Annotated in this window: 22 protein-coding genes; 10 read left to right on the forward strand and 12 right to left on the reverse strand. The window is 75.2% G+C overall.

All coding sequences use genetic code 11. The annotated features are described in order from the left end of the window. Positions 1-68: 68 nt before the first annotated feature. The 3 genes from OF117_RS19280 to OF117_RS19290 form a co-directional block, all read right to left on the reverse strand. Entirely contained in the window at positions 69-1226 is a 1158-nt protein-coding gene (locus tag OF117_RS19280) for an RNA polymerase sigma factor (RefSeq protein ID WP_263554468.1), read from the reverse strand. Next, entirely contained in the window at positions 1223-1630 is a 408-nt protein-coding gene (locus tag OF117_RS19285) for a YciI family protein (RefSeq protein WP_263554469.1), read from the reverse strand. Before OF117_RS19285 ends, OF117_RS19280 begins: the two co-directional genes overlap by 4 nt. Before the next feature lie 221 nt (positions 1631-1851). After that, positions 1852-2862, reverse strand: coding sequence for a DUF2877 domain-containing protein (locus OF117_RS19290; RefSeq protein ID WP_263554470.1), 1011 nt, complete (start codon positions 2860-2862; stop codon positions 1852-1854). A gap of 267 nt (positions 2863-3129) precedes the next feature. Here OF117_RS19290 and OF117_RS19295 point away from each other — a divergent pair, with 267 nt between their 5' ends. The 3 genes from OF117_RS19295 (at position 3130) to OF117_RS19305 (ending at position 6682) form a co-directional block, all read left to right on the forward strand. Continuing rightward, positions 3130-5079 (forward strand): PucR family transcriptional regulator, encoded by a 1950-nt coding sequence (locus OF117_RS19295; RefSeq protein ID WP_263554471.1) that lies wholly within the window; start codon positions 3130-3132, stop codon positions 5077-5079. 14 nt (positions 5080-5093) lie between these two features. Then, complete coding sequence (locus OF117_RS19300; protein ID WP_263554472.1) at positions 5094-5837, forward strand: DUF5995 family protein; 744 nt, start codon at positions 5094-5096, stop codon at positions 5835-5837. Positions 5838-5923: 86 nt separating this feature from the next. Next, on the forward strand, positions 5924-6682 hold the full coding sequence (locus tag OF117_RS19305) for an SDR family NAD(P)-dependent oxidoreductase (protein WP_263554473.1): 759 nt from the start codon (positions 5924-5926) through the stop codon (positions 6680-6682). Positions 6683-6947: 265 nt separating this feature from the next. On the opposite strand, the gene OF117_RS19310 is transcribed toward OF117_RS19305, so the two are convergent. Next, the gene (locus tag OF117_RS19310) at positions 6948-8519 is read right to left on the reverse strand and encodes a helix-turn-helix domain-containing protein (protein WP_263554474.1); all 1572 of its coding nucleotides are present in this window, start codon (positions 8517-8519) and stop codon (positions 6948-6950) included. 165 nt (positions 8520-8684) lie between these two features. On the opposite strand from OF117_RS19310, the gene OF117_RS19315 reads away from it, so the two are divergent. Both OF117_RS19315 and OF117_RS19320 read left to right on the forward strand, forming a co-directional pair. Continuing rightward, the gene (locus OF117_RS19315; RefSeq protein WP_263554475.1) at positions 8685-9431 is read left to right on the forward strand and encodes an SDR family oxidoreductase; all 747 of its coding nucleotides are present in this window, start codon (positions 8685-8687) and stop codon (positions 9429-9431) included. A 122-nt stretch (positions 9432-9553) separates the two neighbouring features. After that, the gene (locus OF117_RS19320) at positions 9554-10492 is read left to right on the forward strand and encodes a DMT family transporter (protein ID WP_263554476.1); all 939 of its coding nucleotides are present in this window, start codon (positions 9554-9556) and stop codon (positions 10490-10492) included. A 164-nt stretch (positions 10493-10656) separates the two neighbouring features. Here the strand turns inward: OF117_RS19320 and OF117_RS19325 are convergent, their stop codons facing one another. From OF117_RS19325 to malQ, 4 genes are all read right to left on the reverse strand, one after another. Beyond that, positions 10657-11511, reverse strand: a complete 855-nt coding sequence (locus tag OF117_RS19325; protein WP_263554477.1) for a DUF998 domain-containing protein — start codon at positions 11509-11511, stop codon at positions 10657-10659. Positions 11512-11583: 72 nt separating this feature from the next. Further along, positions 11584-11784 (reverse strand): hypothetical protein, encoded by a 201-nt coding sequence (locus tag OF117_RS19330; protein ID WP_263554478.1) that lies wholly within the window; start codon positions 11782-11784, stop codon positions 11584-11586. Positions 11785-11856: 72 nt separating this feature from the next. Then, positions 11857-12174, reverse strand: coding sequence for a hypothetical protein (locus OF117_RS19335; protein ID WP_263554479.1), 318 nt, complete (start codon positions 12172-12174; stop codon positions 11857-11859). A gap of 158 nt (positions 12175-12332) precedes the next feature. Then, entirely contained in the window at positions 12333-14201 is a 1869-nt protein-coding gene (malQ, locus tag OF117_RS19340) for a 4-alpha-glucanotransferase (protein ID WP_263554480.1), read from the reverse strand. A 68-nt stretch (positions 14202-14269) separates the two neighbouring features. Here malQ and OF117_RS19345 point away from each other — a divergent pair, with 68 nt between their 5' ends. The 4 genes from OF117_RS19345 (at position 14270) to OF117_RS19360 (ending at position 18497) form a co-directional block, all read left to right on the forward strand. Continuing rightward, the gene (locus OF117_RS19345) at positions 14270-14899 is read left to right on the forward strand and encodes a LysE family translocator (protein WP_263554481.1); all 630 of its coding nucleotides are present in this window, start codon (positions 14270-14272) and stop codon (positions 14897-14899) included. 160 nt (positions 14900-15059) lie between these two features. Then, the gene (locus OF117_RS19350; RefSeq protein ID WP_263554482.1) at positions 15060-16103 is read left to right on the forward strand and encodes a TIGR03885 family FMN-dependent LLM class oxidoreductase; all 1044 of its coding nucleotides are present in this window, start codon (positions 15060-15062) and stop codon (positions 16101-16103) included. Beyond that, complete coding sequence (locus tag OF117_RS19355; protein WP_263554483.1) at positions 16100-17773, forward strand: alpha-amylase family protein; 1674 nt, start codon at positions 16100-16102, stop codon at positions 17771-17773. Before OF117_RS19350 ends, OF117_RS19355 begins: the two co-directional genes overlap by 4 nt. A gap of 70 nt (positions 17774-17843) precedes the next feature. After that, positions 17844-18497: a hypothetical protein gene (locus OF117_RS19360; RefSeq protein WP_263554484.1), complete on the forward strand. Its 654-nt coding sequence runs from the start codon at positions 17844-17846 to the stop codon at positions 18495-18497. A 35-nt stretch (positions 18498-18532) separates the two neighbouring features. Here the strand turns inward: OF117_RS19360 and OF117_RS19365 are convergent, their stop codons facing one another. Both OF117_RS19365 and OF117_RS19370 read right to left on the reverse strand, forming a co-directional pair. Then, positions 18533-19306 carry a sulfite exporter TauE/SafE family protein gene (locus OF117_RS19365; protein ID WP_263554485.1) on the reverse strand — a complete coding sequence of 258 codons (774 nt, stop codon included), beginning with the start codon at positions 19304-19306 and terminating at the stop codon, positions 18533-18535. 219 nt (positions 19307-19525) lie between these two features. Next, positions 19526-22075: a DEAD/DEAH box helicase gene (locus OF117_RS19370; protein WP_263554486.1), complete on the reverse strand. Its 2550-nt coding sequence runs from the start codon at positions 22073-22075 to the stop codon at positions 19526-19528. 153 nt (positions 22076-22228) lie between these two features. On the opposite strand from OF117_RS19370, the gene OF117_RS19375 reads away from it, so the two are divergent. After that, entirely contained in the window at positions 22229-23083 is an 855-nt protein-coding gene (locus OF117_RS19375; RefSeq protein WP_263554487.1) for an SDR family oxidoreductase, read from the forward strand. Here OF117_RS19375 and OF117_RS19380 read toward each other — a convergent pair. Together OF117_RS19380 and OF117_RS19385 are read right to left on the reverse strand one after the other, a co-directional pair. Beyond that, positions 23058-23654 carry a hypothetical protein gene (locus OF117_RS19380; RefSeq protein WP_263554488.1) on the reverse strand — a complete coding sequence of 199 codons (597 nt, stop codon included), beginning with the start codon at positions 23652-23654 and terminating at the stop codon, positions 23058-23060. The two genes, OF117_RS19375 and OF117_RS19380, sit on opposite strands and share 26 nt — an antisense overlap. A 19-nt stretch (positions 23655-23673) precedes the next feature. Continuing rightward, on the reverse strand, positions 23674-25002 hold the full coding sequence (locus tag OF117_RS19385; RefSeq protein ID WP_263554489.1) for a hypothetical protein: 1329 nt from the start codon (positions 25000-25002) through the stop codon (positions 23674-23676). Between the last annotated feature and the right edge of the window lie 240 nt (positions 25003-25242).

Below are 25242 nucleotides of genomic sequence, written 5' to 3' on the forward strand. Positions count from 1 at the left end.
GACCCCGCCGGGCCGACCGGCTGGTGCGCGAGCCCGCCGTCCTGACCCCGCGGGCCGGGTGCGACGCGTCAGCGGGACCGGCGGGCGTTCAGCCGGGCGGCCTGGCGCGTCAGGTGGTCGCGCTCGGCGAGGTCGGGGGCGTGCCGGGCCGCCTCGGCGTACAGCCGGGCCGCCGTCGCCAGGTCGCCGTCGAGATCGTGGAGGTACGCCGCCACGGCGGCGTGGCGGGGCAGGGAGTCGTCGAGCTCCGCGAGCGCCGCCAGCCCGGCGCGCGGCCCGTCGGCCTGGCCGACCGCCACCGCGCGGTTGAGCCGGACGACCGGGCTGTCGGTCAGGCGTACGAGCTCGTCGTACCACTCGACGATCTGCACCCAGTCGGTCTCCTCGGCAGTGGGCGCGTCGGCGTGCAGCGCCGCGATGGCGGCCTGGGCCTGGAACTCGCCCAGCCGGTCACGGGCCAGCGCCGCCTGCAGGATCTCCACCCCCTCGGCGATCGACGCGGTGTCCCACCGGCTGCGGTCCTGCTCGGCGAGCGGTACCAGGCTGCCGTCGGGTGCGGTCCGGGCGGCGCGCCGGGCGAAGTGGAGCAGCATGAGGGCGAGCAGCCCCGCGACCTCGGGGTGGTCGATCGCGGCCGCGAGCTGCCGGGTGAGCCGGATGGCCTCGGCGGCGAGGTCGACGTCGCCGGAGTAGCCCTCGTTGAAGACCAGGTAGAGGACGCGCAGCACGGTGGCCACGTCGCCGGGCTGGTCGAACCGCACGCCGGAGACGGACCGCTTGGCCCGGCTGATGCGCTGCGCCATGGTCGCCTCGGGAACCAGGTAGGCCCGGGCGATCTGGCGGGTGGTCAGCCCGCCGACCGCGCGCAGCGTGAGCGCGACCGCGGACGACGGCGCCAGCGACGGGTGGGCGCACAGGAAGTAGAGCTGCAGCGTGTCGTCCACCCCGGGCGCGGGCCCGGGTTCCGGCTCCTCGTCGACGAGCTCCTCGCGCCGGCGGCGGGCGGCGTCCGCCCGGGTCGCGTCGATGAACCGGCGCCAGGCCACGGTGACCAGCCAGCCCTTCGGGTCCCGCGGCGGGCCGGCCGGCCAGACGCGGACCGCCTCGACCAGCGCGTCCTGCACGGCGTCCTCGGCCGTCGCGAAGTCGGCTCCGCGGCGGACGAGGACCGCGAGCACGCTGGGCGCGAGGCTGCGGAGCAGGAGCTCGTCCAGCTGGGTGCTCACTCCGTGATGGTGGGCGGCTCGGTCAGGAACGGGCGCACCTCGAGCCATTCGTGGATCGGCTGCCCGCCCGCTCCGGGGGCGGCCGACAGCTCGCCGGCCAGCTCGACGGCGCGCTCGTAGCCGCCGACGTCGATCACCATCCAGCCGGCGATGAGGTCCTTGGTCTCGGCGAACGGGCCGTCGGTCACCGGCGGGCGCCCCTCGCCGTCGTAGCGGACCCACGTCCCCTCGGCGGCCAGCGCCTGCGCGTCGACGAACTCGCCGGTCCCTTCCAGCCGGGCCGCGAAGTCCCGCATGTACTGCACGTGGGTCGAGATCTCCTCCGGCGTCCACCGGTCCATCGGCACGTCGTTCACCGCGGCCGGGGCGCCGCGGTAGTGCTTGAGCAGCAGGTACTTGGCCATCGCGGGTTCTCCTCGGTGCTGGTGCGACCATCCTGGTCGCGTGCACAGCAGGGACGAAGCCGGTTCCGGGTTCTCGACATCGTCGTCCGGACTTCTTGCTCCAGACCGGGTGAGCCGTCCCGCGGCTGCCCCTGTGACGAGCCCGGCCGACCCGGCGCCGCCAGCCGGGGACGCGCGGAGGCCCCGCCCGGGATCGGACGGGGCCTCCGCGTCGGTCGGGGTCAGCGGGGGCGGGTGGTGCGCTCCACGAGGTCGATGGCGGTGCAGAGCCCCAGCCCGAGCGCCCGGCCGCTGGTCGAGCCGGTGGACAGCAGGTTCGCGATCGCCGGGCCCAGCGGTCGCTCGCCGACCAGGCCCTGCAGGACGGCGGCGTACTCGCCGCTGACCCGTCCGCAGGCGGCGTGCCGCAGCAGGGCCCGGGACAGCTCGGTGGTGCGGCCGGCCAGCGCGTAGACGCCGGCGGCGAAGCGAGGAGCGGCCGGGTGACCGAGCAGCACGAGCCCGGCGAGGGTGCCGGCCATCACGTCGTCACCGGCGGGGGTGAGGCCGGGGCCGAGGCCGATCAGCCGGGCGGCCGTACGGAGTGCCGCCTCCATGTCGGCGCGGCGGACGGCGCCGCGCAGCGCGGCGAGCGGTCCGCCGGGGCCGGTGGGCAGACCGGGCAGGGTGAAGGCGCTGTGCGGGACGCCCTCGCCGTAGAGGGTGCTGCGCAGCTGCCGGACGCCCTCGGGGAGCAGCGCCGGGCGCGGGCTGGGCAGCCGGGGGCGCGGGTCCCACCAGGCGGCGGCGCTGACGGCGAGGTCGCCGACCACGATGCGCCCCCCGCCCACCTCGGCCGGTGCCCCGGTGGGCAGGGCGACCAGGGGGCGGCCGTTGCCCGGCCGGAACAGCACGCAGCCCAGCGGCAGCCGGGCGGCGTCGTTGGTGAGCACGCCGACCACGTCGCCACTGCCGCGCTCGGTGGTCACCGACAGGTAGACGGCGGTGGGGAGGCTGACCAGCACGCGCGCGGGCCGGACCGGACCGCGGAGCAGTTCGGCGATGCCGGTGCTGGCCGAGGCGGGCACGGCGGTGGCCGCCCGCGCCGGGCGGGCCGTGCGCGCGGTCGCCTGCGCGGACTCCTTCGGCAGGGGGATCGTGGGCACACCGGCCCGGGCGGCACGGCCCGGCACGGTCGTCGGGGTGGTGGCGCGGCGTTCGCCCGCGCCGGTGACGTCGTCGATGGTGCGCATGGCGACCCTTCCGCCGGAGGATCACGGGAGGTGCCACGGCTTGACGCCCCCGTTGGTCCCACACCCGTTGGGGGGAGGCGCGGTCGCTGCCGGCTCGGCGAGGACCTACGATCCACCGGTACGGGTGTGAGCCCGAACGTGAACTTATCGGCGCGTCGCCTGCCCCCGTATGGCGGATGTAGCCAAGAATGGTCGTCGACGTCCAGGGACACCTGACAGCCGGTAGTGGTGTGGCACCCTGGTGGACGACTGAAGGGGGAACACGCCGTGACCCAGGGTGACGCCTCGCTGGTGGCCCCGGCGCAGCGGAACGGTGCCGTACCGTTCCGCCGGTCGTGGCCGTACGCCGATGCGCTGTCCCCCTCGCTGCCGCGGGACGACCGCACCGGCTGGCAGGAGCGCATGGGGCTGACCCTGGAGGAGGCGCTCGCGCTGCCGGCGATGACCGGGACGTCGGTCGCCGTCGGGTCGGCCGGGTTGGGTCGGGCGGTGCGACACGTGGTCGTCGACGACCCGGCCGACCCGCTCGCCGTCGCCGGTCCCGACGTGCTCGTCGTCCTCGGCGCCCGGCTGCCGCCGGCCGACCCGGTCCACTGCCGGGCGCTGGTGGAGCGGTTGGTGGCCGTGGGAACCAGCGGGCTGGCGTTCCGGCGCACCGAGGGGCCGCCGGCCGTTCCCGGCGAGGTGCTCGCCGAGGCCGAGCGGCGCGGCTTCCCGGTCCTCGCGCTGCCGCCGCAGGTCCGCATGGACGAGGTGGTGTCCGACGTGCTCGGCGCCGTCGTCGCGAAGCAGGGCCAGGCCCTCGCGCTGTCGGCGCGGATGGACCACGAGTTCATCGGCGTCGCCCTCACCGGCGGCGGGCTGGCCGAGGTGACCGAGCGGCTCGCCGTCATGCTCGAGGGAGCGGCCGTGCTCGGCCTCGGACCCGACCGCGAGGTGGTGACCAGCGCCGGGCCGGAGGAGGACGTCGCCGAGATCAGCGACTGGCTGTGGCTGCTGGACGCCGCGGCCGACGACGCGTTGGCCGAGCTGGCCCCGTCGCGTCGGCTCTCCGGCGTGCGCGCCGACCAGAGCGTGGTCACCCCCGCCGACGTGCTGGCCGACGCCGACCTGTCGCCGGCCGACGGCATCCTGCTCGTGCCCGGGCACCACGAGCTGCCCGGCGGGGTGGGGGAGTACGCCGTCGCCCCGATCATGGCCGGCGACCAGCGGCACGGCTGGCTGGTCGCCGTGAACCGGACCGGCCCCATGCTGCTCGGCGCCGGCGGTGTGCTGGAGCGCGCGGCGGTGATCGCGGCGCTGTCGGTCATCCGCTCGCAGGCCGTGCACTCCGTCGAGCTGCGCTTCCAGGGCGACCTGGTGCGGCGGATCGTCGGCGGTGGGGTCCGGCACACCGAGCGGATGCTGGCCTACACCCGGTCGTTCGGCTGGCGGCTGGACGGGCCCTGCGTCGTCCTGGTCACCGCGACCGAGACCGTGGCCGACGCCGCCGCCGACCCGACCCGGGCGCTGGACGTGCTCGACCGGCTGGCCGACGGGTGGCGCGCGGCGCTGGAGACCGAGGTCGCCGGTGCCGCCGTCGCCGGCCTGTCGACCGAGATCGTCACCGTCCTGCCGCTCGACGGTCGGACGCCGGAGGAGCTCACGGCCCTGGTGACGGCGGTCAGCTCCCGGGTGAACGGCCGGCTGCGCCGGGTGGGCCGCGTGCTCGGCACCGGCATCGGGCGGCCGGCGGGGTCGCTGTCGGCCCTCGGGGAGGCGCACCAGCAGGCGCAGCGGGCGCTGGGCGTGGGCCAGGAGATCCACGGCACCGCCGCGGTCACCCACTTCGACCAGCTCGGCGTCTTCCGGCTGCTGTCGCTCATCCCCGACAGCGCGGAGCTGCGGTCGTACGTCGACGAGGTGCTCGGCCCGCTGGCCGACGCCTCCGACGCCGACTCCGCCGACCTCCGCGAGACACTGCGCGTGCTGCTCGAGACCAACCTCAACGTCGCCGAGTCCGCCCGCCGGCTGCACTTCCACTACAACACCATGCGGTACCGCATCGGCAAGCTGGAGCGGCTGCTCGGGCCCTTCACCACCGACCCGACGCTGCGGTTGAACCTGCTGCTGGCCCTGCACGCCGCCCGGATGCGCGGGCTGGACCAGCCGCACCGGCCGCCGATCGAGGCCGGGATGGCGCTGCCGCCCGACGAGGGCCTCGACGCGCTGGTCTAGGCCGCTGCACCCGGATGGCCGAGGCCGTCGACGCGGTCGTCGCCCGGATGACCGCCGCGCTGGAAACGCTCACCGAGGCCGGGGACCCCGCGCGGTTCTTCCTCGGCACCTATCTGCGGATCACCGCGGCCGTGGGCGGCGCGCTGGACGACGGGTCGTTCGAGGACGCCGAGTGGGTGGCGGAGTGGGACGTCGTCTTCGCCGACCTCTACCTCGACGCGCTCGACCGCCACCGCCGCGACCCGGCGACGGTCGCCGAGCCGTGGCGGCGGGCCTTCGGCGCCGATCCCGCGCTGCCGCCGGAGGCCCACGTGCTGCTCGGCGTCAACGCCCACGTGAACTTCGACCAGCCGCAGTCGCTGATCCGCATGGTGCCGCCGGCCGACGTCGACGACGCGGCCGTGCTGGCCCGGCGGCACCGCGACCACGACCGCATCGACGGCGTGATCGCCGCGCAGGTGGCCGCCGAGGACCGCGCGCTGCAGCGGGCCGGCGGTCGGCGGACGCCGCTCGACCGGGTGGCCGCCCCGGTCAGCCGCCGGGCCGTGCGGGTGTTCATGGCCGAGGCGCGCCGGAAGGTGTGGGCCAACACGCTGGCCCTGCACGCTGCGCGGGTACGCGGCCCCGAGGCCTATGCCGAGCGGCTGGCGGCGCTCGAGCGGGTCAGCGCCGCGCGGGTGGCCGATCTGCTGCGCCCGGGCCCGGTGCTGCTCCGCCTCGCCGTGCGCGGCTTCGGAGTGACCCTGCCTGCGGCGTGACCGCTCCCTCGCCGCGCGCAGCCGGCCGGTGCCGGGCAGGGTGGTCGCGGGGGCGCCGCACCGGGCGGCGCGGAAGGAGCGCCCGCATGACCGCGACCGCCCGTCCGCTCGAGGGCAAGGTGGCGCTGGTGACCGGCGCGTCGTCCGGCATCGGCGAGGCGACCGCGGTGGCGCTGGCCCGGGCGGGCGCCGCGGTGGCCGTCGGCGCGCGCCGCAAGGACCGGCTCGACGACCTCTCGGCTCGGCTGCGCGCCGACGGTGCCGTCGTCCTCCAGCTCGACCTCGACGTGACCGACGAGCAGGCCTGCACGGACGCCGTGGCGCGGACGCGCGCGGAACTGGGTGGGCTCGACGTGCTGGTCAACAACGCCGGGGTCATGCTGCTCGGCCTGATCGTGGGCGCCGACACCGAGGACTGGCGGCGGATGCTGCACACCAACGTGCTCGGCCTGATGTACATGACGCACGCCGCCGTCGAGGGCATGGTCGAGCAGGGCTCCGGCGACATCGTCAACGTCTCGAGCGTCGCCGGCCGGCAGGCGCGCAAGGGCGCCGGTGTCTACAACGCCAGCAAGTGGGCGGTCAACGCGTTCAGCGAGTCGCTGCGCCAGGAGGTGACCGGCCGCGGTGTGCGCGTCGGACTGGTCGAGCCGGGCGCGGTGACCACCGAGCTGACCGACCACATCACCCAGCCCGCGGCCAGGTCGGCGGCGCAGACCATGTACACCAGCATGCGTGCGCTGACCAGCGAGGACATCGCCCGCGCCGTCCTGTACGTGGTCACCCAGCCGCCGCACGTGGCGGTCAACGAGCTGCTGGTCCGGCCCACCGACCAGGAGCGCTGAGCAGCCAGGGTGGGAGCCCGGGGTCAGCCGAGCCGCTCGGCCAGCGCGACGATGATCCCCGCGGGGCCGCGGACGTAGCAGAGCCGGTAGCTGTCCTCGTACTGCGCCACGTCGCCGACGAGTCGCGCGCCATTGGCCGGCGAGGGCGGCGTCGACGTCGTCGACGGTGGACGTGCGTGCAGGCCGGCTGCCGAGGGGACGCGGTCGAGGACGACGGGGTGCCGGCGTTCCAGCGGGAACGCCGGTAGCCCCTGGCATCGATCCTCTAGTCGGAGAAGACCTCCAGCTGCGCACCCATCTCGACCAGCCGCTCGTAGAGGTGCTCGTAGCCCCGGGCGATGATGTCGACGTTGCGCAGCACCGACGTCCCCTTCGCCGCGAGCATCGCGAGCAGGATGCAGACCGCCGGCCGCAGCGCCGGCGGGCACACCACCTCGGCGCTCGACCAGTGCGTCGGGCCGTTGACGAGCACCCGGTGCGGGTCGAGCAGACGCACGTCGGCACCCAGCCGGGTCAGGTCGGACAGGTGGATGGCCCGGTTGTCGTAGACCCAGTCGTGGATGAGCGTCGAGCCGGAGGCGTGCGCGGCGATCACCGCGAAGAACGGCAGGTTGTCGATGTTCAGGCCGGGGAACGGCATCGGGTGGATCTTGTCGATCGGCGCGCGGAGCTGCGACGGCGAGATCGTGATGTCGGCCAGCCGGGTGTGCCCGTTGTCGGCCAGGTATGCGGCGGACAGCTCGTAGCGCAGCCCCATCTCGGCCAGGACGGCCAGCTCGACCTCGAGGAAGTCGATCGGCGCCCGCCGCACGGTCAGCTCGGAGTCGGTGACGATGCCGGCCGTGAGCAGGCTCATCGCCTCCACCGGGTCCTCGCTGATCGTGTAGTCGACGTCGGCGTGGAGGACCGGGCGGCCGTGCACGACCAGCGTCGTGGTGCCCAGCCCCTCGATGCCGACGCCGAGCAGCTGCAGGTAGAGGCACAGGTCCTGGACCATGTAGTTGGAGCTGGCGTTGCGGATCGTCGTGGTGCCCTCGACCCGCGCCGCGGCGAGCAGCGCGTTCTCCGTGACGGTGTCGCCGCGCTCGGTCAGCACGATGGTGCGGTCCCCGGCGGCCGGTCCGGCGACCGTGGCGTGGTACTCGCCACCGCGCGCCTCCACCTCGAGGCCGAACGGGCGCAGCGCGATCATGTGGGGCTGCACGGTGCGGGTGCCCAGGTCGCACCCGCCGGCGTAGGGCAGCGCGAACCGGCGCGCGCGGTGCAGCAGCGGGCCGAGGAACATGATGATGCTGCGGGTCCGGCGGGCGGCATCCGCGTCGATGCCGTCGAGGTCGAGCTCGTCGGGGACGACGAGCGTGAGGTCGCGCCCGGCGGCGTCCCACGTGGCGGCGACGCCGATGGAGCGCAGGACGTCGAGTATGCGGTCGACCTCGACGATCCGCGCCATGTTGCGCAGCGTCGTCCGGCCCCGGTTGAGCAGCGCGGCGCACAGCAGCGCGACGGCGGCGTTCTTCGACGACTTGACCGCGACGCTGCCGCGCAGCGGGTGGCCGCCGACCACCCGCAGGTGCGTCGGCCCGGCCGGGCCGACGCTGATCAGCTCGCTCTCGAGCGCGGCGGACAACCGGCCGAGCAGCTCGAGGGTCAGGTTCTGCCCACCGCTCTCGATGCGGGCCACCGCGCTCTGGCTGGTACCGAGCCGCTCGGCGAGCTGGTGCTGCGTCAGGCCGCGGTGCCGGCGGGCGTCCCGGACCAGCAGTCCGATGCGCCGCATGATGCCGGATCCGGGCGCTCCGGCCTCGGCGGTGCCGGGTTGCGTGTCGAGAAGCGTCACACCGAAACGCTATCTCGCATGTGAGATGAGCCCGGCAGGTGGCCCGCGACACGCCGGGCCGTCCGGGCCACCGGCTGCCCGCCGGTCCGCCCGGACGGGTCGCGCACGGCGGCCGGTCGCCGGCCCCTGGCGGGTCGCGCCCGCGACCCGCCAGACTCGGGCGCCGTGGAGACACTGGTCACGGGAGGTACCGGCCGGCTCGGCCGACGGCTCGTCGGCCCCCTGGAGGCGGCCGGCCACCGCGTCCGGGTGATGTCGCGGCGGGGAGCCGGGCCCGGGGGTGTCCGCGGTGACCTGGCCACCGGCTTCGACCTGCGCGAGGCGCTGGCCCGAGCCGAGCTGGTCGTGCACGCCGCCAGCGACCCGCGCGGTGATCCGTGGCAGGTGGACGTCGCGGGCACCCGACGGCTGGTGGAGGCCGTCGACCGCGACCGCCTGCGGCACCTGGTGTTCGTCTCGATCGTCGGCGTGGACCGCATCCCGTACGGCTACTACCGGGCCAAGTTCGCCGCCGAGCAGGTGCTGCTGGCCTCCGGGCTGCCGGTCACCCTGCTGCGCATCACCCAGTTCCACGACTTCGTCGACATGCTGCTCGAGCAGGCGCGCCGCGGGCCGGTGCTGCCCGTGCCGATGAGCTGGCGGGTCCAGCCGGTCGACGTCGGCGAGGCGGCGTCCTACGTCGTGGAGGTGGCCGGCCGGGCGCCGTCCCGGGACGTCGTCGAGTTCGGCGGGCCGGAGGAGCTGACCGCCGCGGAGCTCGCGCGGGCCTGGGTCGCCGCCCGCGAGCCCGGCACGCGCGTGGTGGCCACCCCGCTGCCGGGGCGGCTCAGCACCGCTTTCCGCGACGGCGCCGCGCTGCCGCTGCGCGGCGATCGGGGACGGCGGACCTACGCCGAGCATCTGCGGGGTTGAGCGGCCCGCGACGGTGGGCCTCCGCCGGCGCCGGCCGCACCGTTCCTGCCGACGTCCGCAGCGTCCCGGACGACGTCCGGAATCCGCCGGGAAACGTCCGACCGGTCGCCTAGCGTGCCCTCGTGACCGTCCCCGCTCCGCCCGCACCGGCCCTCCGCCCGACCGCAGCCCCGCTGGCGGCCGTCGCGGTCACCCTGTTCGCCTGGGCCTCGGCCTTCGTGGCGATCCGCGGGGTGGGGGAGGAGCTCTCACCGGGCCCGCTGGCGCTCGGCCGGCTGCTCGTGGGCACGGCGGTGCTGGGCGTCCTGGTCGCCGGGCGGCGCTGGGTGCGACCCACCCGGCGCCAGTGGCTGCTGCTGGCGGCCTGCGGCGTGACCTGGTTCGGCGTCTACAACCTGGCGCTCAACGCCGCGGAGCAGACGCTGGACGCCGGCACCACCGCGATGCTGGTCAACATCGGGCCGATCCTCATCGCGGTCCTGGCCGGCCTGCTGCTCGGCGAGGGCTTCCCGCGGCAGCTGGTGGCCGGCATCGCCATCGCCTTCGCCGGCGTCGTCCTCATCGGGCTGGCCACCCGGGGCAGCCCGGCCGATCTGACCGGCGTCCTGCTCTGCGTCGTGGCGGCGACGACGTACGCCCTCGGCGTCGTCGCGCAGAAGCCGGTGCTGCGGGGCCTGCCCGCGCTCCAGGTCACCTTCACGGCCTGCGCCATCGGCGCGCTGTGCTGCCTGCCGTGGGCCGGCGCGCTCGTCGGTGAGCTGGGCGCGGCGTCCGCCGGCTCGCTGGCCGGCATGGTGTACCTGGGCGTCGTGCCGACCGCGCTGGCCTTCAGCACCTGGGCCTACGCCCTGGCCCGCATGGACGCGGGCAAGCTCGGTGCCACCACGTACCTGGTGCCGCCGCTGGTCATCGTGATGGGCTGGCTGCTGCTCGGGGAGGTGCCGCCGGCGCTCGCCGTGGTCGGTGGCGCGGTCTGCCTGGTCGGGGTGGCGGTGTCGCGTCGCCGGACCCGGGTGCGCCGACCGGTGCCGGTACCGCAGGAAGCGGGCTCGGCGTCCTGACGCGGCGCGGTCGGTCCGGGCCGCGGGCTGCAGGTAGGCGCGACCGTCCACGGGCGGGGGCAGCCGGCCGGGCACGATCCGCCGGCCGCTGATCGCGTGGGGGATCAGCCGCAGCCATCGGACGTGGCCCGGCGCTCGGCCGTTCCTCCGCGCTCGGGCGTCGGTCAGCGGTCCCGGCGTCCGCGGGGAGCCCAGTGGTCCTCCACGTCGCCGTCGTCGCCGTCGCCGTCGCCGCGGGATGCGTCGCCCGCCGCGGTGCCGGCCTCGCCGAGGCGGGGAGCAGGGGGTGCCGGATGCCGCTGCTCCAGCTGCCGGGTCGCTGCCTCCAGGGCGGCATCGCGCTCGGCGGCCTGCGCCGCGCGCTCGGCCCGTCTCCGCTCGCGGAGCGCCCGCCGCGAGGGGACGCCCTCCGGGTCCCGGCGCCCGACGGCGGACACCGGCCCGCGCAGCAGTGCCCCGCCGGCGATCGCCAGCCCGACCGGCAGCACGTAGGCCGCGACGCGCTCCGTGCCGCCGGTCCCGAACCAGTCGGTGATGTCGGCGACGTAGAACACCGTCATCGCGGTGCCGATCACGCCCAGCGCGGCGAGCGTGGTGCCGAGTGCCTCCGACCGCGGTCGCAGCGTCGTGGCCAGGGCGATCAGCCCGAGACCGCCACCGACGAGGTAGAGGCCGGCGCCCAGCGTGTGCAGCGTCGTCCCGGCGTCGAGCGGGAACACGCCCACCAGCAGCACGCCGGCGGCCGCCACGGCGAACAGCACGGCACCCAGCCGCCCGGAGGTGCCGGGCAGGGCGGGCCGGAGCAGCAGAGCCCCGCCGAGGACGAGCACCGCCTGCACGACGAAGGACGCGTTCATCGCGGTGGCCGCGGGGGAGCCGGCGGCGCCCAGGACGCTGATCACCTCGTCGGCGCGGGAGTACGACCGGCCCAGGCGTGCCTGCACGATCGCCTCGACGACGAAGAACTGCAGCGTCAGCACCCAGGCGAGCGCACCCCAGCGCAGTCGCGTCCCTGCCATGGCCCCATGTTCCCAGCCAGGAGCGAACGGCCCGGCGGACCGCCCGGTTCGGTGCGCAGGACAGCGCTGCGATCAGTCGGTGGCCGCGTGCGGCTCGGCCCCGCCGGGTGCAGCGTCGTCCGACCCGACCGCCTGGCGTTCCTGCTCGGTCCGGTGCTGCAGCGCCTCGTCGTTCGGCCGCGGGGATGCCTTGCCGTGCTCCTGCCGGTCCTTGGGCGCGGACTCCTGGGGGTCGATCACGTCGTTCAGGTCGGGCTGGTCGGGGGTGGTCATCGCGGGGCTCCTCCGGTGCGTCGTCCGTGCTCGGGAGAGCCCATAGCCGGGCGGGCGGGGTGGTAACCGCGGCTACCGCTGCCGCAGGCGAGCCGCCGGCAGCCACGACTCGACCAGCACCGGGCCGTGCGGGCCTGCCACCGTGTACGCCACCCGGCCGTGCCAGCCATCCGCCCGCTGTCGCCACTCGACCAGCAGCCCCGGCCACGTGCCCGGCCACTCCGGCGGGTCGTCCACCCAGCAGTGCCGGCCTGCCGCCCCGCCGGGGCGCGCGCTCCGGGCCGGCCCGTCGAGGGCCCCGACCGGCTCGACCGACGCAGCGACGCCCGAGTCGGCCGCACGTTCGCCCAGCGAGGGCCGCGACCGCTCGCTGCGCATGCCTCCCGCCATGCCGGAAGTGTGGCACGCCTCGAACGCGCGTTCGAACCGGCACGACGACTGTGTCCCGTCGACGTCCCGGGCCGGACGTCCGCGCCGTGCGCCCCGGCCGGCTGTCCGCGCCGGACGTCCGCGCCGTACTCCCGTGCCGGCCCCGCGGACGCCCCGGGTCAGGCCCCCGGCTCGACCGGTGCGACCTGCACCGCGCCGACGGCCGCCCCCAGCGTCCCGGCGACCTCCTGCAGCAGGGGGTGGCCCGGCAGGTCCTCGACGAGCACGGGCAACGGCAGCGACCAGTTGGGGCGGTCGGTCGTCCCCGGCATGTTGGGCCGGCGTTCCTGGGCGACCGCGTCGTCCAGCGTCGCCGAGAGCAGCGTCGACGGCGCCCGCGCCAGCAGCTCGTGCGCCTTGCGCACCGCCGTCGTCGGCTTCGCGTTCTTCCGGACGCCGCGCAGCTTGGCCATCAGCGCGGCCCGGCCGCGCTCGAGCTCCTCGTCGGTGCCCGTGCCGTGCGTGCGCTGCTCGGCCACGTCGGCGCCGCTCCACAGCCCGGCGACGGTGGGCAGGTCGTGGGTGGTGATGGCGGCCATCGCCTCGGCCGGCCAGTCGGCCGGGTCGTCCTCCTCGAACCACAGCAGGCGGTAGGACAGGATGCCGTGCTCGGCGAGCGCCTCCCGCACGCCCTCCTCGACCGTGCCGAGGTCCTCGCCGACGACGACCGCCTGCGCCCGGTGGCTCTCCAGGGCGACGATGTCGAGCAGGTCCTCGGCCGGGTAGCGCACGTAGGCGCCGTCCGCGCCGCTCCCGCCCGAGGGCACCCACCAGAGCCGGAAGAGGCCCATGACGTGGTCGATCCGCAGGCCCCCGGCACCGGCCATGGTGGCCCGGATCGACTCGACGAACGGCTCGTAGTCCGCGGCCCGCAGGCGCCACGGGATCAGCGGTGGGGACCCCCAGTTCTGCCCCTGCGCGTTGAAGGCGTCCGGCGGGGCGCCCACGTCGACACCGGACGCGAGCACGTCCCGCCAGGTCCAGGCGTCGGCGCCGCCGCCCGCGACGCCGATGGGCAGGTCCTGGATGACCGTCATGCCCTCGGTCGCCGCCGTCAGCTGGTGCAGCAGGGCCCACTGCAGCCAGGCGTGGAAGGCCACCTCGCGCTCGTGCTCGCCGGCGAAGGCCCGGACGGCGTCGGCGCGGGGGTCCTGCAGCTCGGCCGGCCAGGTGGTGCGGTCGGGCCCGTGGACGTCGGCGATCGCGCACCAGGTGGCCCAGTCCTGCAGCGGCTGGCCCTGGTGCCACCACCAGTCGCGGAAGCCGGGGGCGTCCTCGCCGGTCGCGTCGAAGATCCGGCGCAGCACCCTCCGCTTGTGCGCCCAGATGGCGTCGCGGTCGATGAGCCCGCCGTCGGACAGCGCCCGGCCGGCGTCGGTCTCCAGGTCCAGCTCGGTCGGGTCGGCGCCCGGGACCTCCTCGATCCGCAGGTAGACCGGATTGCGGAAGCGGCGGGTGGCCGGCAGGTAGGGGCTGGCCTCCTGCGCCGGCGTCGGGGCGACCGCGTGCAGCGGGTTGACCAGCAGGAAGCCGGCTCCCTGCGCCGCAGCCATCTCGCGCAGCGCGCGCAGGTCACCCAGGTCGCCGATGCCCCGGCTGACCCGGCTGCGCGTGGCGTAGAGCTGCACCGCCCAGCCCCACTCGCGACGGCCCTCGGGCAGCCAGCAGCGGCCCGGCGAGACGATCAGCCGCCGCTCGGGCCCGTCGGCGGTGCGCAACCGGTGGTAGCCGAGCGGGAAGTCGTCGGGCAGGTTGCCGTCGACCGTGCGCACCTCGCCGTCCTCGCAGACGACCTCGGCGCGCTCCACCTCGAGGGCGTCGCCCGGCCGGGCCACGATCGGTGCGCGCTCCTCCAGGTCGGCCGGCGGCCGGCCGATCACCTCGCGCAGGCGCTCGATGGTCGCCGCGGGGACCTCGTGCTCCTGCTCGTCGAAGGCGTCCAGCCAGGTCGCGTCGATGCCCCACTCGTCGGTCGTCGGTCGTGTCACGACGCCGATCCTCCCCGCCGGGACCGGGCTCCCGCAGGGCGAGGCCGGGCGTGCCGCAGCATGGCGGGGTGAGTCTGGCCACTGCCGTCGCCGGGTTCGCCGTCGTCGCGGCCGCGCTGACCGTGACCCCCGGGCTGGACACCGCGCTGGTGCTGCGGGCCGCGCTCACCGGCCGCCGCCGCGATGCGCTGGCCACCGCCGCCGGGATCGTGGCCGGCCTGTTCGTGTGGGGCACCGCCGCCGCGGTCGGCGTCTCGGCGCTGCTCACCGCCTCGCGGCTGGCCCACGACGTGCTGCGGTTCGCCGGCGCGGCCTGGCTGCTGTGGCTCGGCGCCCGGCTGCTGCGGCGGGCGGTGCGCGGCGCGGACGCCGAGGTCGTGGGCCCCGGCCGGTCGGGCGGGTCGGCGTGGCGGGCGGTGCGGACCGGTCTGCTGACCAACCTGCTCAACCCGAAGGTCGGCGTCTCCTACGTCGCGCTGCTGCCGCAGTTCGTCCCGCCGGGCAGCGACCCCCTCGCCGTCGGACTGCTGCTGGCAGGCGTCCACGGGGCGCTGTCGGTCGCGTGGTTCGTGCTCATCACCCTGGTCGCGTCGGCGTTCGCGGCGTGGCTGCGGCGTCCGGCCGTCGCGCGGGCCGTGGACGGCGCCACCGGCGCCGTCCTGGTCGCCTTCGGCGCCCGGCTGGCCCTCGGGCGGTGACATGGCGAATCCTCCGGATCGCACCGCGACCACGTCCCGTTCTCCGGCTGCGCGGAGCCCACGCCGCCGATCCTCGGGGAACCTGCGGGTCCCCGCTCCTCGCGGCACCACGCGGGCGCTTCGGTTGGCCGGTAGGCGGCACCGCGGGTAGGCAGGGACCATGCCGGTCATCGGGTTCCACAACTCGCACGAACAGGTGCACCCCGCCGAACTGCTGCGCGCGGTGCAGCACGCGGAGGAGGTCGGCTTCACCGCAGCGATGTGCTCCGACCACCTGACGCCCTGGAACCCCCGCCAGGGGGAGTCCGGCTTCGCCTGGTCGTGGCTCGGCGCGGCGATGGCCACCACCGATCTGCCCTTCGGCGCGGTCAACGCCCCCGGGCAGCGCTACCACCCGGTCGTGGTCGCGCAGGCGATCGCCACCCTCGGGGCGATGTTCCCCGGCCGGTTCTGGGTCGCCCTGGGCAGCGGCGAGGCCATGAACGAGCACGTCACCGGCGGCGTCTGGCCGCGCAAGGCCGTCCGCGACGCCCGGCTGCGCGAGTGCGTCGAGGTCATCCGCGCGCTGCTGGCCGGTGAGGAGGTCAGCCACGACGGCCTCGTGACGGTCGACCGCGCGATCGTCCACACCCTGGCCGATCCGCAGCCCGCCCTGGTCTGCCCGGCGGTGAGCCCGCAGACGGCGCGCAACGGCGCCGACTGGGCCGACGGCCTGGTCACGATCAACCAGCCGCACGACACGCTCCGCGAGGTCATCGCCGCCTACCGCGACGCCGGCGGCCAGGGGAAGCTCGCGCTGCAGGTGCACGTGTGCTGGGACCCCGACCCCGACCGCGCGCTGACCATCGCCCACGACCAGTGGCGCAGCAACGTCTTCCCGCCGCCGCTGTGCTGGGACCTCGACAGCCCGGAGGCGTTCGAGCAGGCCAGCGCGCACGTGACGCCGGATGACATGCACGCCGCCGTCCGCATCTCGGCCGATCTCGGGCAGCACACCGCCTGGCTGCACGAGTACGCCGAGCTGGGCTTCGACGAGATCTACCTGCACCACGTCGGCAAGGAGCAGCGCGCCTTCCTGGACGCCTTCGGCGAGCACGTGCTGCCCCAGCTCGACGTCGTCGCCCCGCCGCGGGCGGAGGCGATCGACCCGCCCGGACCGGCGTCGAACCGCCGTCCCCACCTGAAGCCGGTGCCGGCGCCGTGAGGATCACCGACACCAGCGACCTGTGGTGGAAGACGGCGGTCGTCTACTGCCTGGACGTCGAGACGTTCATGGACTGGGACGGCGACGGCTGCGGCGACTTCGCCGGCCTCGCCCAGCGGATCGACCACCTCGCCGACCTCGGGGTCACCTGCCTGTGGCTGATGCCCTTCTACCCGACCGAGGAGCGCGACGACGGCTACGACATCACCGACTTCTACGGCGTCGACCCGAGGCTGGGCACGCACGGCGACCTGGTGGAGGTCATCCGGACGGCGAACGACCGCGGCATGCGGGTGATCGCCGACCTGGTGGTCAACCACACCTCGATCCACCACCCGTGGTTCCGGAGCGCCCGGCAGAGCACCGACGCGCCCTACCGCGACTACTACGTCTGGCGGGACGACGAGCCGCCGGACACCAGCGACCAGGTGGTCTTCCCCGACCAGGAGGACAGCATCTGGACGCGCACCGAGGAGACGGGGGAGTGGTACCTGCACCGCTTCTACAAGGAGCAGCCCGACCTGGACGTCACCAACCCGCTGGTCCGCGACGAGGTAGCCAAGATCATGGGGTTCTGGCTGCAACTGGGGCTGTCGGGCTTCCGGGTGGACGCCGTCCCGTTCTTCCTCGAGACGCAGGGCGGAGACGACGAGGAGCGCTTCCCCGAGCCGCACGAGTACCTGCGGTCGCTGCGCTCGTTCCTCGGCCGGCGCACCGGCAGCGGCATCCTGCTCGGCGAGGTCAACCTGCCCTTCGAGCAGCAACTGGACTTCTTCGGCGGCGCCGACGGCGACGAGCTGACGATGATGTTCGACTTCGTCGGCATGCAGCAGATGTACCTGGCGCTGGCGCGCCAGGACGCCGGGCCGCTCGCCGCCGCCCTCACCGGCCGTCCCGAGGTGTCGCCGGACAGCCAGTGGGCCACGTTCGTGCGCAACCACGACGAGCTCACCCTCGACAAGCTGTCCGACGACGAGCGCGCCGAGGTGTTCGCCGCCTTCGGCCCCGAGGAGCGGATGCAGCTGTACGGCCGGGGCTTGCGCCGGCGGCTGCCCCCGATGCTGGACGGCGACCCGCGGCGCATCCGCATGGTGTACAGCCTGCTCTTCTCGCTCCCGGGCACCCCCACGCTGTTCTACGGCGAGGAGATCGGCATGGGGGAGAACCTCGACGCGGAGGGCCGGCTCTCGGTGCGCACGCCGATGCAGTGGACCTCCGAGCGCAACGGCGGCTTCTCGACCGCCGACGCCGACGCGCTGCCCGGGCCGGTCGTCGACGGCGGCTTCGGCCCCGAGTACGTCAACGTCGCCGACCAGCGCCGCGACCCGGACTCGCTGCTGTCGTTCATGAAGCTGCTCATCCGCCGCTACCGCGAGTCGCCGGAGCTCGGGTGGGGCGGGTTCCGGGTGCTCGACCAGCCGCACCGGGAGGTGCTGGCCCACCTGTGCACCTGGGACGACGGCGCGCTCGTCGCCGTGCACAACCTCGGCCCCGAGCCGCGGACCGTCCCCCTGGCGATCGACGACTGCGGCGCGCAGCACTCGCTGGTGGACCTGCTGGGCCAGGGCAGCACCCGGCTGTCGGAGAAGGGCGAGGTGGAGCTGCCGCTCGAGGGATACGGCTACCGCTGGCTGCGCGTGGTGGCCGACGGCAGCCGCCGGCTGGTGTGACGCGGCACGCCGGGGCGGATGCGCGGATCGCCGCGCGGTTGCGCCTAGCGTGACGGGTGAGGTGAGAGGGATGAGCGAGAGCAGGACCCCCGGCGGCACCGCGACGGCCGGGCCGGGCAGCGGCACCCGCCCGATCGCGGAGGTCCCGGCCGGACCCCAGCCGCTCGCCGGCGGCCCGACCGCCCAGGGGCAGCCGTCCGACGCGCCACCCGCCGGTGACGTCCCCGATGCGGCGCAGGCGCCCGGGCCGGGCGGGAGCCGGTCGGCTGCGGGCGCGGCCGGGGCGCACGCCGCCACCGCGGGCGGGGCGCAGGCGCCCGCCGGAGGCGGGGCGCAGGTCACCGCTCCGGTGACGGTGCGGCCGCGGGTGCGCGGCCCCCGGCGCGGTCCGCTGACCCGGATGGGCCCGTGGGCGCCGATCGCGGGCCTGCTGCTCGGGCTGCTCGTCGGCGCCGTCGTCGTCCTGGCCCTGGCCGGGTCGGTGGCCGGCTTCGCCGAGCGGCTCTCCCTGGTCTTCGCCGTCGTCGGGCTGGGCATCCTGGGCTCCGCCGCCACGCTGCTGGCCGACGAGGTCGGCATGCTGCGCCACGCCGCCCGGCAGTCCGCCGTGCGGCCGGCCGCCGTCGGGCCGGTCGCGGCCCTGCTGACCGGGCTGACGCCGGGCCGGCTGCTGCTGCTGGTCGGCGCCTTCCTGCTGTTCGTCTCCGCCTACGTGGTCCGCTGACGCGGACGGCCCCGGCGTCGGACCGCACCGCCGCGTCAGGTGTAGGCCTGCACCGCCAGGTGGACGGCGAGGCCGAGGCCGGCCAGGGCGATGAGGCGGCGCAGCAGCGCCTGAGGGGCGCGACGGACGATCGGCGGGCCGAGCAGGCCGCCGGCGAACAGCCCGATCGCCAGCGGCAGCGCGGCAGACCAGACCACCGTCCCGAACAGGAGGAAGCCGAGGGCGGCGACGGCGTTGGCGCAGCCGAGCACGGCGTTGCGCAGCGCGTTGCCCCGCGGTAGACCCTCGCCGGTGGTGAGCAGGTACATCGCCACCATGACGACGCCGGCCGCGGCGCCGAAGTAGCCGCCGTAGATCGAGACGACGAACGTGCCCAGGGGCAGCCACGACGGGTCGCGGTGCGGGTGCACCCGCTGCTCGCGGACGCCCTCGGCGGCCAGCTCGGCGGGCGGCCGCGACACCAGCAGGACCAGCGCGGCCGCGCCGATCAGGGCGGGCACCACCTTCTCGAACGCCGCGGAGGGCGTGAGCATCAGCAGCGCGGCGCCGACCCCCCCGCCGAGCAGTCCGGCGAGACCCAGCCGCAGCAGCCGCCGGCGTTGACCGGCCAGCTCGGGACGCGAGGCGCTCACCGAGCTGGCGCTCAGCAGCGACAGCGCGACGGTGTTGGTCATGTTGGCCGTCACCGGCGGCACGCCGGTGACCAGCAGCGCGGGGTAGCTGATCAGCGAGGCCAGCCCCGCGATGCTGCCGGTGAGCCCCGCGCCCACGCCGGCGAGCACCAGGAAACCGAAGTCCAGCGCGCTCACCCGGTCACCAGGGCGCCGGTAGAGCCGGGTCCCCCCGGCGGCGTCCGGCCCGTCGCCGCACGGGTCACGTGCGGCGACGGGGAGCCATTCCCGCCGGGTCGTGCGCGCATCGGTGCCGAGCGTGGCACGGCACGGCCGGCAGCCATCGACGCGGAACTGAGAGATTCATCGCTCCGGTCCGGCGGCCCGACGCCGGACCCGGCGGGCGACCGCGACGTCTCAGTCCCGGCGGCCGGCCTCCACGAGCCGGATCACCGCTGCGCCCTCCTCGTCCGAGGCGGCGAGGTCGACCTCGACGTCGATACCCCAGTCGTGGTGACCGGCGGGGTCGTCGAGGATCTGCCGCACCCGCCAGACGCCGGGCTCGTCCCGGTCCCAGATGAGCAGCGCCGGCCCGCGCGCGTCGGCGCCGGTGCCGACCTCGTCGTGCTCGGCGAAGTAGGCCCGCACGACCTCCCCCCAGCGGTCGGCGTCCCAGCCCGCCCCCCTGTCCAGCTCGCCGAGGTCGTACCAGCGCCGGCGGGCCCACAACTGCACCCGGTGGAACAGTGCGTTGCGCACCATCGCGGTGAACGCCCGCGGGTTACCGGTCAGCGGGCGCGGCCGGGCCGGGACGGCGACCGGCTGGTCCAGCGGCTGGTCGGGCGAGGTCAGCTGCTCCCACTCGTCGAGCAGGCTGGAGTCGACCTGGCGGACCAGCTCGCCGAGCCACTCGACGAGGTCGGTGACCTCCTCGGTGCGCGCGGCCGCGGGTACGCCGGACCGCAGCGCCTTGACCGCGTCGGAGAGATAGCGCAGTACGGCACCCTCGGCCCGGGTCAGCCCGTAGGCGGTGACGAACTCGCGGAAGGTGAACGCCTTCTCCCACATCTCCCGCACCACCGACTTGGGCGAGAGGTGCGCGTCGGCCGCCCAGGGGTTCGTCGTCCGGTAGACGGCGAATGCGTGCTCGAGCAGTTCCTCCAGCGGCTTGGGGTGGCCGACGTCCTCCAGCAGCTCCATGCGCTCGTCGTACTCGACGCCCTCGGCCTTCATCTGCGCGACCGCCTCACCGCGGGCCTTGTTCGCCTGGGCGGCGAGGATCTGCCGAGGGTCGTCGAGGGTCGCCTCGATGACGCTGACGACGTCGAGGGCGTAGGTCTCCGAGGCCGGGTCGAGCAGGTCGATGGCGGCCAGCGCGAAGGTCGACAGCGGCTGGTTGAGCGCGAAGTCCGGCGGGAGGTCGACCGTCAGCCGGTGGCGCCGCCCGTCCGGCTCGGGCTCGGGCAGCCGCTCGATGACACCGGCCTGCAGCAGCGACCGGGCGATGCCGACCGCGTCGCGGACGTGCCTCAGCTGCCGCTTGCGCGGCTCGTGGTTGTCGAGCAGCAGGTGCCGGAGCGCCCCCACGGGGTCGCCGGGCCGGGCCACGACGTTCAGCAGCATGCCGGTGGTGACCTGGAAGTGGCTGGTCAGGGGTTCGGGCTCGGCCGCGACGAGCCGCTTCTCGGTGGCCTCGCTCCAGGGCACCATGCCCTCCGGCGCCTTCTTGCGGACCAGCTTGCGTCGCTTCTTCGGGTCGTCGGCGACCTTGGCGAACTGCTTGAGGTTCTCCACCTCGTGCTCGGGCGCCTGGACGACGACGGTGCCGGCGGTGTCGTAGCCGGCCCGTCCGGCCCGCCCGGCGATCTGGTGGAACTCCCGCGCGGTGAGCAGCCGGGTGCGCGTGCCGTCGTACTTGGACAGAGCGGAGAAGACGACCGTGCGGATCGGCACGTTGATGCCGACGCCGAGCGTGTCGGTGCCGCAGATGACCTTGAGCAGTCCCGCCTGGGCGAGCTGCTCGACCAGCCGCCGGTACTTGGGCAGCATCCCGGCGTGGTGCACGCCGATGCCGTGCCGGACCAGCCGCGACAGCGTCGTCCCGAAGGCGGAGGAGAACCGGAACCCGCCGATCGCGTCGGCGATCGCCGCCTTCTCCTCCTTGGTGCACACGTTGACGCTCATCAGCGCCTGCGCCCGCTCCAGCGCCGAGGCCTGGGTGAAGTGGACGACGTAGACGGGAGCCTGCCGGGTGTCGAGCAGTTCCTGGATCGTCTCGTGGATCGGCGTCGTGGCGTAGTAGTGGTGCAGCGGCACCGGGCGCTCGGCGCTGGCGACCAGCGCCGTCGGGCGGCCGGTCCGGCGGGTGAGGTCCGCGCGCAGCTCCGTGGTGTCGCCGAGCGTGGCGCTCATCAGCAGGAACTGCGCCCGCGGCAGCTCCAGCAGCGGCACCTGCCAGGCCCAGCCGCGGTCGGGGTCGCCGTAGAAGTGGAACTCGTCCATGACCACCAGGCCGATGCCGGCGTCGGATCCCTCGCGCAGCGCGATGTTGGCCAGCACCTCGGCGGTGCAGGCGATGACCGGGGCGTCGTGGTTGACCGCCGCGTCGCCGGTGAGCATGCCGACGTTGCCCGCGCCGAAGATGCCGCAGAGGGCGAAGAACTTCTCGCTGACCAGCGCCTTGATCGGCGCGGTGTAGAAGGCGCGCCGCCCGGCCGCCAACGCGGCGTACTGCGCGCCGGTGGCGACCAGCGACTTGCCCGACCCGGTGGGCGTGGCCAGCACGACGTTGGCGCCGCTGACCAGTTCGATCAGCGCCTCCTCCTGGTGCGGGTAGAGCGCCGTGCCGCCGGCCGCGGCCCACTCGGCGAAGGCGGTGAACAGCTCGTCGGGGTCGGCGCCGCGGGCGCGCAGGGCGGTGAGGTCGCCGGGGTCGTCGAGCAGCGGAGGCGGCACGGTCGCGGTCATCGTGCCGTCCAGCGTGCCCGACGCCGTCGTGCGCCGAGCACCCGCGGTCCGACGGACGCCGGTTCTGCGGAACGCGAGTCGGGTAGGCGCGCGGGAGAACGACGCGGGTGAGCAGGGTCCGCGTCGCGCCCGCACGTCACCCGGAGGACCGCGATGTCATCACCCCGTCCCGAGAGCCAGCCGCCCCAGGAGCAGACACCGCCCGGCGTGCTCGGCGAGATGGAGCCCCGGCCCGACCACGGCGAGGAGAGCTACCAGGGGTCGGGCCGCCTCGCCGGCAAGGCGGCGATCATCACCGGCGGCGACAGCGGCATCGGCCGCGCCGTCGCCATCGCTTTCGCCCGCGAGGGCGCCGACGTCCTGATCAGCTACCTCGACGAGCACGAGGACGCCCGCGACACCGCGAAGTACGTGGAGGACGCCGGCCGCAGGTGCGTCCTCGTCGCCGGCGACCTCGCCGACCGCGCGCACGCCAAGACCGTCGTGCCGACGGCGATGGAGGAGTTCGGCCGCCTCGACGTCCTGGTCAACAACGCGGCGTTCCAGATGACGCACGAGACGATCGAGGAGATCCCCGACGAGGAGTGGGACCACACCCTGGCGCTGAACCTCTCGGCGATGTTCACCCTCTGCAAGGACGCCCTCCCGCACATGAAGCCCGGTGCCTCGATCATCAACTCGTCGTCGGTGAACTCCGACCAGCCCAGGCCGACGCTCATGCCCTATGCGATGACCAAGGCGGCGATCGCCAACTTCACCGCGAGCCTCGCCCAGATGCTGGGGGAGCGGGGCATCCGGGCCAACAGCGTGGCGCCCGGGCCGGTCTGGACGCCGCTGATCCCGTCGACCATGCCTGCGGAGCACGTCGAGAAGTTCGGCGGCACCCCGCTCGGCCGGGCCGCCCAGCCGGCGGAGCTCGCGCCGGTCTACGTGATGCTCGCCAGCGACGAGGCCTCCTACGTGTCCGGCGCCCGCATCGCCGTCACCGGCGGCAAACCCATCCTCTGATCGAGCGCCCCGTGCCCCTGCCACGAGCACGCTCGCGGCGGGACCCCGCACGGGGACCGCGCGGCAGCGTGGTGCCCACCCGGCACGGCGCGCTCCAGGGCGTGACCGTGCCGTCGGTGCGGACGGCGCGGACCCGGTAGGCCAGCGCGGCCGCGTCGGCGATCGCGGCGGCCCGGCCGGCGTCGTCCGCGGGCACGCCGCTGCCCCGGGCCAGGTGCAGCTGGATGCACGCGTCGGCGGGGAGGTCGGCCACATCCGGGGAGGCTCCCTCGGTGGTCACCGCATGCACCTCCCAGCGCGCCACCGCGTCGTCGCCGCTGCCCGGGGCGAAGCACGCCCGCCACACGGTCGACCAGCCGCCGTCCGCGGTCACCTCGTCGACCAGCGCCGCCGACGCCAGCGAGGGCGCCGCGCCGGTCCCGGGAGACGACGGCACGCCGGGCGGCGGCGGGGTGCTCGACGGCGCGGTGGGTCCCGTCGCCGACGGCGGGTGGCCGGTCGCGCAGCCGCACAGCCCGGTGGCCAGCACGAGCAGCGCCACCACCGGGACGACCGGTCGGGGGGCGGTCATCGGGCGGCCGGCCCGCCGATCACCACTCGACGGGGCCGAAGACCTCGCCGTTGAGCACGACCGTCCGGTCGGGCACCACGCTGTCCGGCGGCAGGTCGGTGCCGACGACGGCGCTCCGCTCGCCGATGGTCGCGCCGTCGCCGATCGTGCTGCGGAAGACGATGGCTTCGTCCTCGAGCGTGACGCCGTCGCCCACCACGGTCGGCTCCTCCGGCTCGCCCTCGGCGACCACCCGGCCGCCGCCGTGGACGATGGCGCCGCGACCGAAGCGGACGTCGGTGCCCACGACCAGGTCGGCCTCCTCGAGCACGTGGAAGATCACGTCGTCGTCCATGCCGGCGATCTTGCCGAGCGCGATGGGTTCGCCCTCGTCGGCGCGCAGCGCGACGTCGTCGCCGACGACGCGGTCGAACTGGCCGAACCGGTCACCGAGGTCGACGTCGCCGATGATCCGGTTGCGGTGGCCGGGGACGGCCAGCTCGGTGCCGGCGAAGCTCGGCAGGTCGCGCTCGGGGTTGAACGTCGAGCCGCCCGGGTCGACGTTCACGCCGTGCACCGCCAGCGGGTCCTCGCGGTAGAGCTCGGTGTACTCGCGGGCGAGGGTGACGTTCACCTCGATGACGGCTTCGTTGAAGGCGACGTCCGCCTCGTTGATGTCCCGCACCTTGCCCAGCGACCGGTCGTCGGCCTCCTCCTGGGTGGTCACGTCCTTCCCCGGCAGGACCAGCGTGCCGCTGCGCAGCACGATGCCGGGGCCGACGCGGGCCAGCGCGGAGACGCCCGTGTTGATCTCCAGGACCGCGCCGTCGACCCGCGCGCCGAACGAGAGGAACACCTCTGGGATGCCGTCCGGATTCGCCGGGATCTCGCTGCCGTCGAGGCCGATCTCTGCCGGACCGAGGACCGACGAGCCGTGCGCCATGATCACGCGCTCGCCGACCCTGACGCCCGGGTCCGGTTCGACCGCGCCCGGCGCTGGGTCGCCGGGGGTGCCGTGCTCGGCGGACTCCTCGTCGGGGTTCCCCACCAACCCCCGGGCGCCGATGACCGAGACGTTGTCCTGGACGTCGCTCTCCGGGCCGATGCTGACCGGCGCCTCGGCCGAGGCGACGAGCTCGGCGAAGGGGCCGACGTAGACCGAGTGCCCGAGCGACACGTGCTCCCCGCCGACCACCCGCGCCGACGGGTCGACGAAGGCCGCGGTCTCGGCGGGACCGTCGGCCGGGCAGACCGGGGTGTCGGCCGGCACCGGGGAGCAGCCCTCCTGGGCGCCCGCCGCGAGCTGGGGGGCCGGGAGGCCGACCGCCACCAGCGCGGCGGCCGCCCCGGTCAGCAGTGTGCGTCTCATCGCGGCCTCCGTCCTTCCGGGTCCCGCCCCTCGGCGGGTGGCGCGCGACACGATCCGATCGTGCGCGATGTGCCGTCAATCGGGTCGCCGTGACCGGACCGTGACCTGGCGGGCGCCACGCGGTGCCACGCCGGCGTCCGCAGTCGACACGCCACGCTCCGTTCCCGAGCAGGGGGATGGCCGCGGGGGGCCGGCCTCAGAGGGTGTTGGGTAACCGGTCGTGAACTTGAAGTGATGGCC

Origin of the sequence: Geodermatophilus sp. YIM 151500 (assembly GCF_025716945.1) — a bacterium.
Classification (GTDB): domain Bacteria; phylum Actinomycetota; class Actinomycetes; order Mycobacteriales; family Geodermatophilaceae; genus YIM-151500.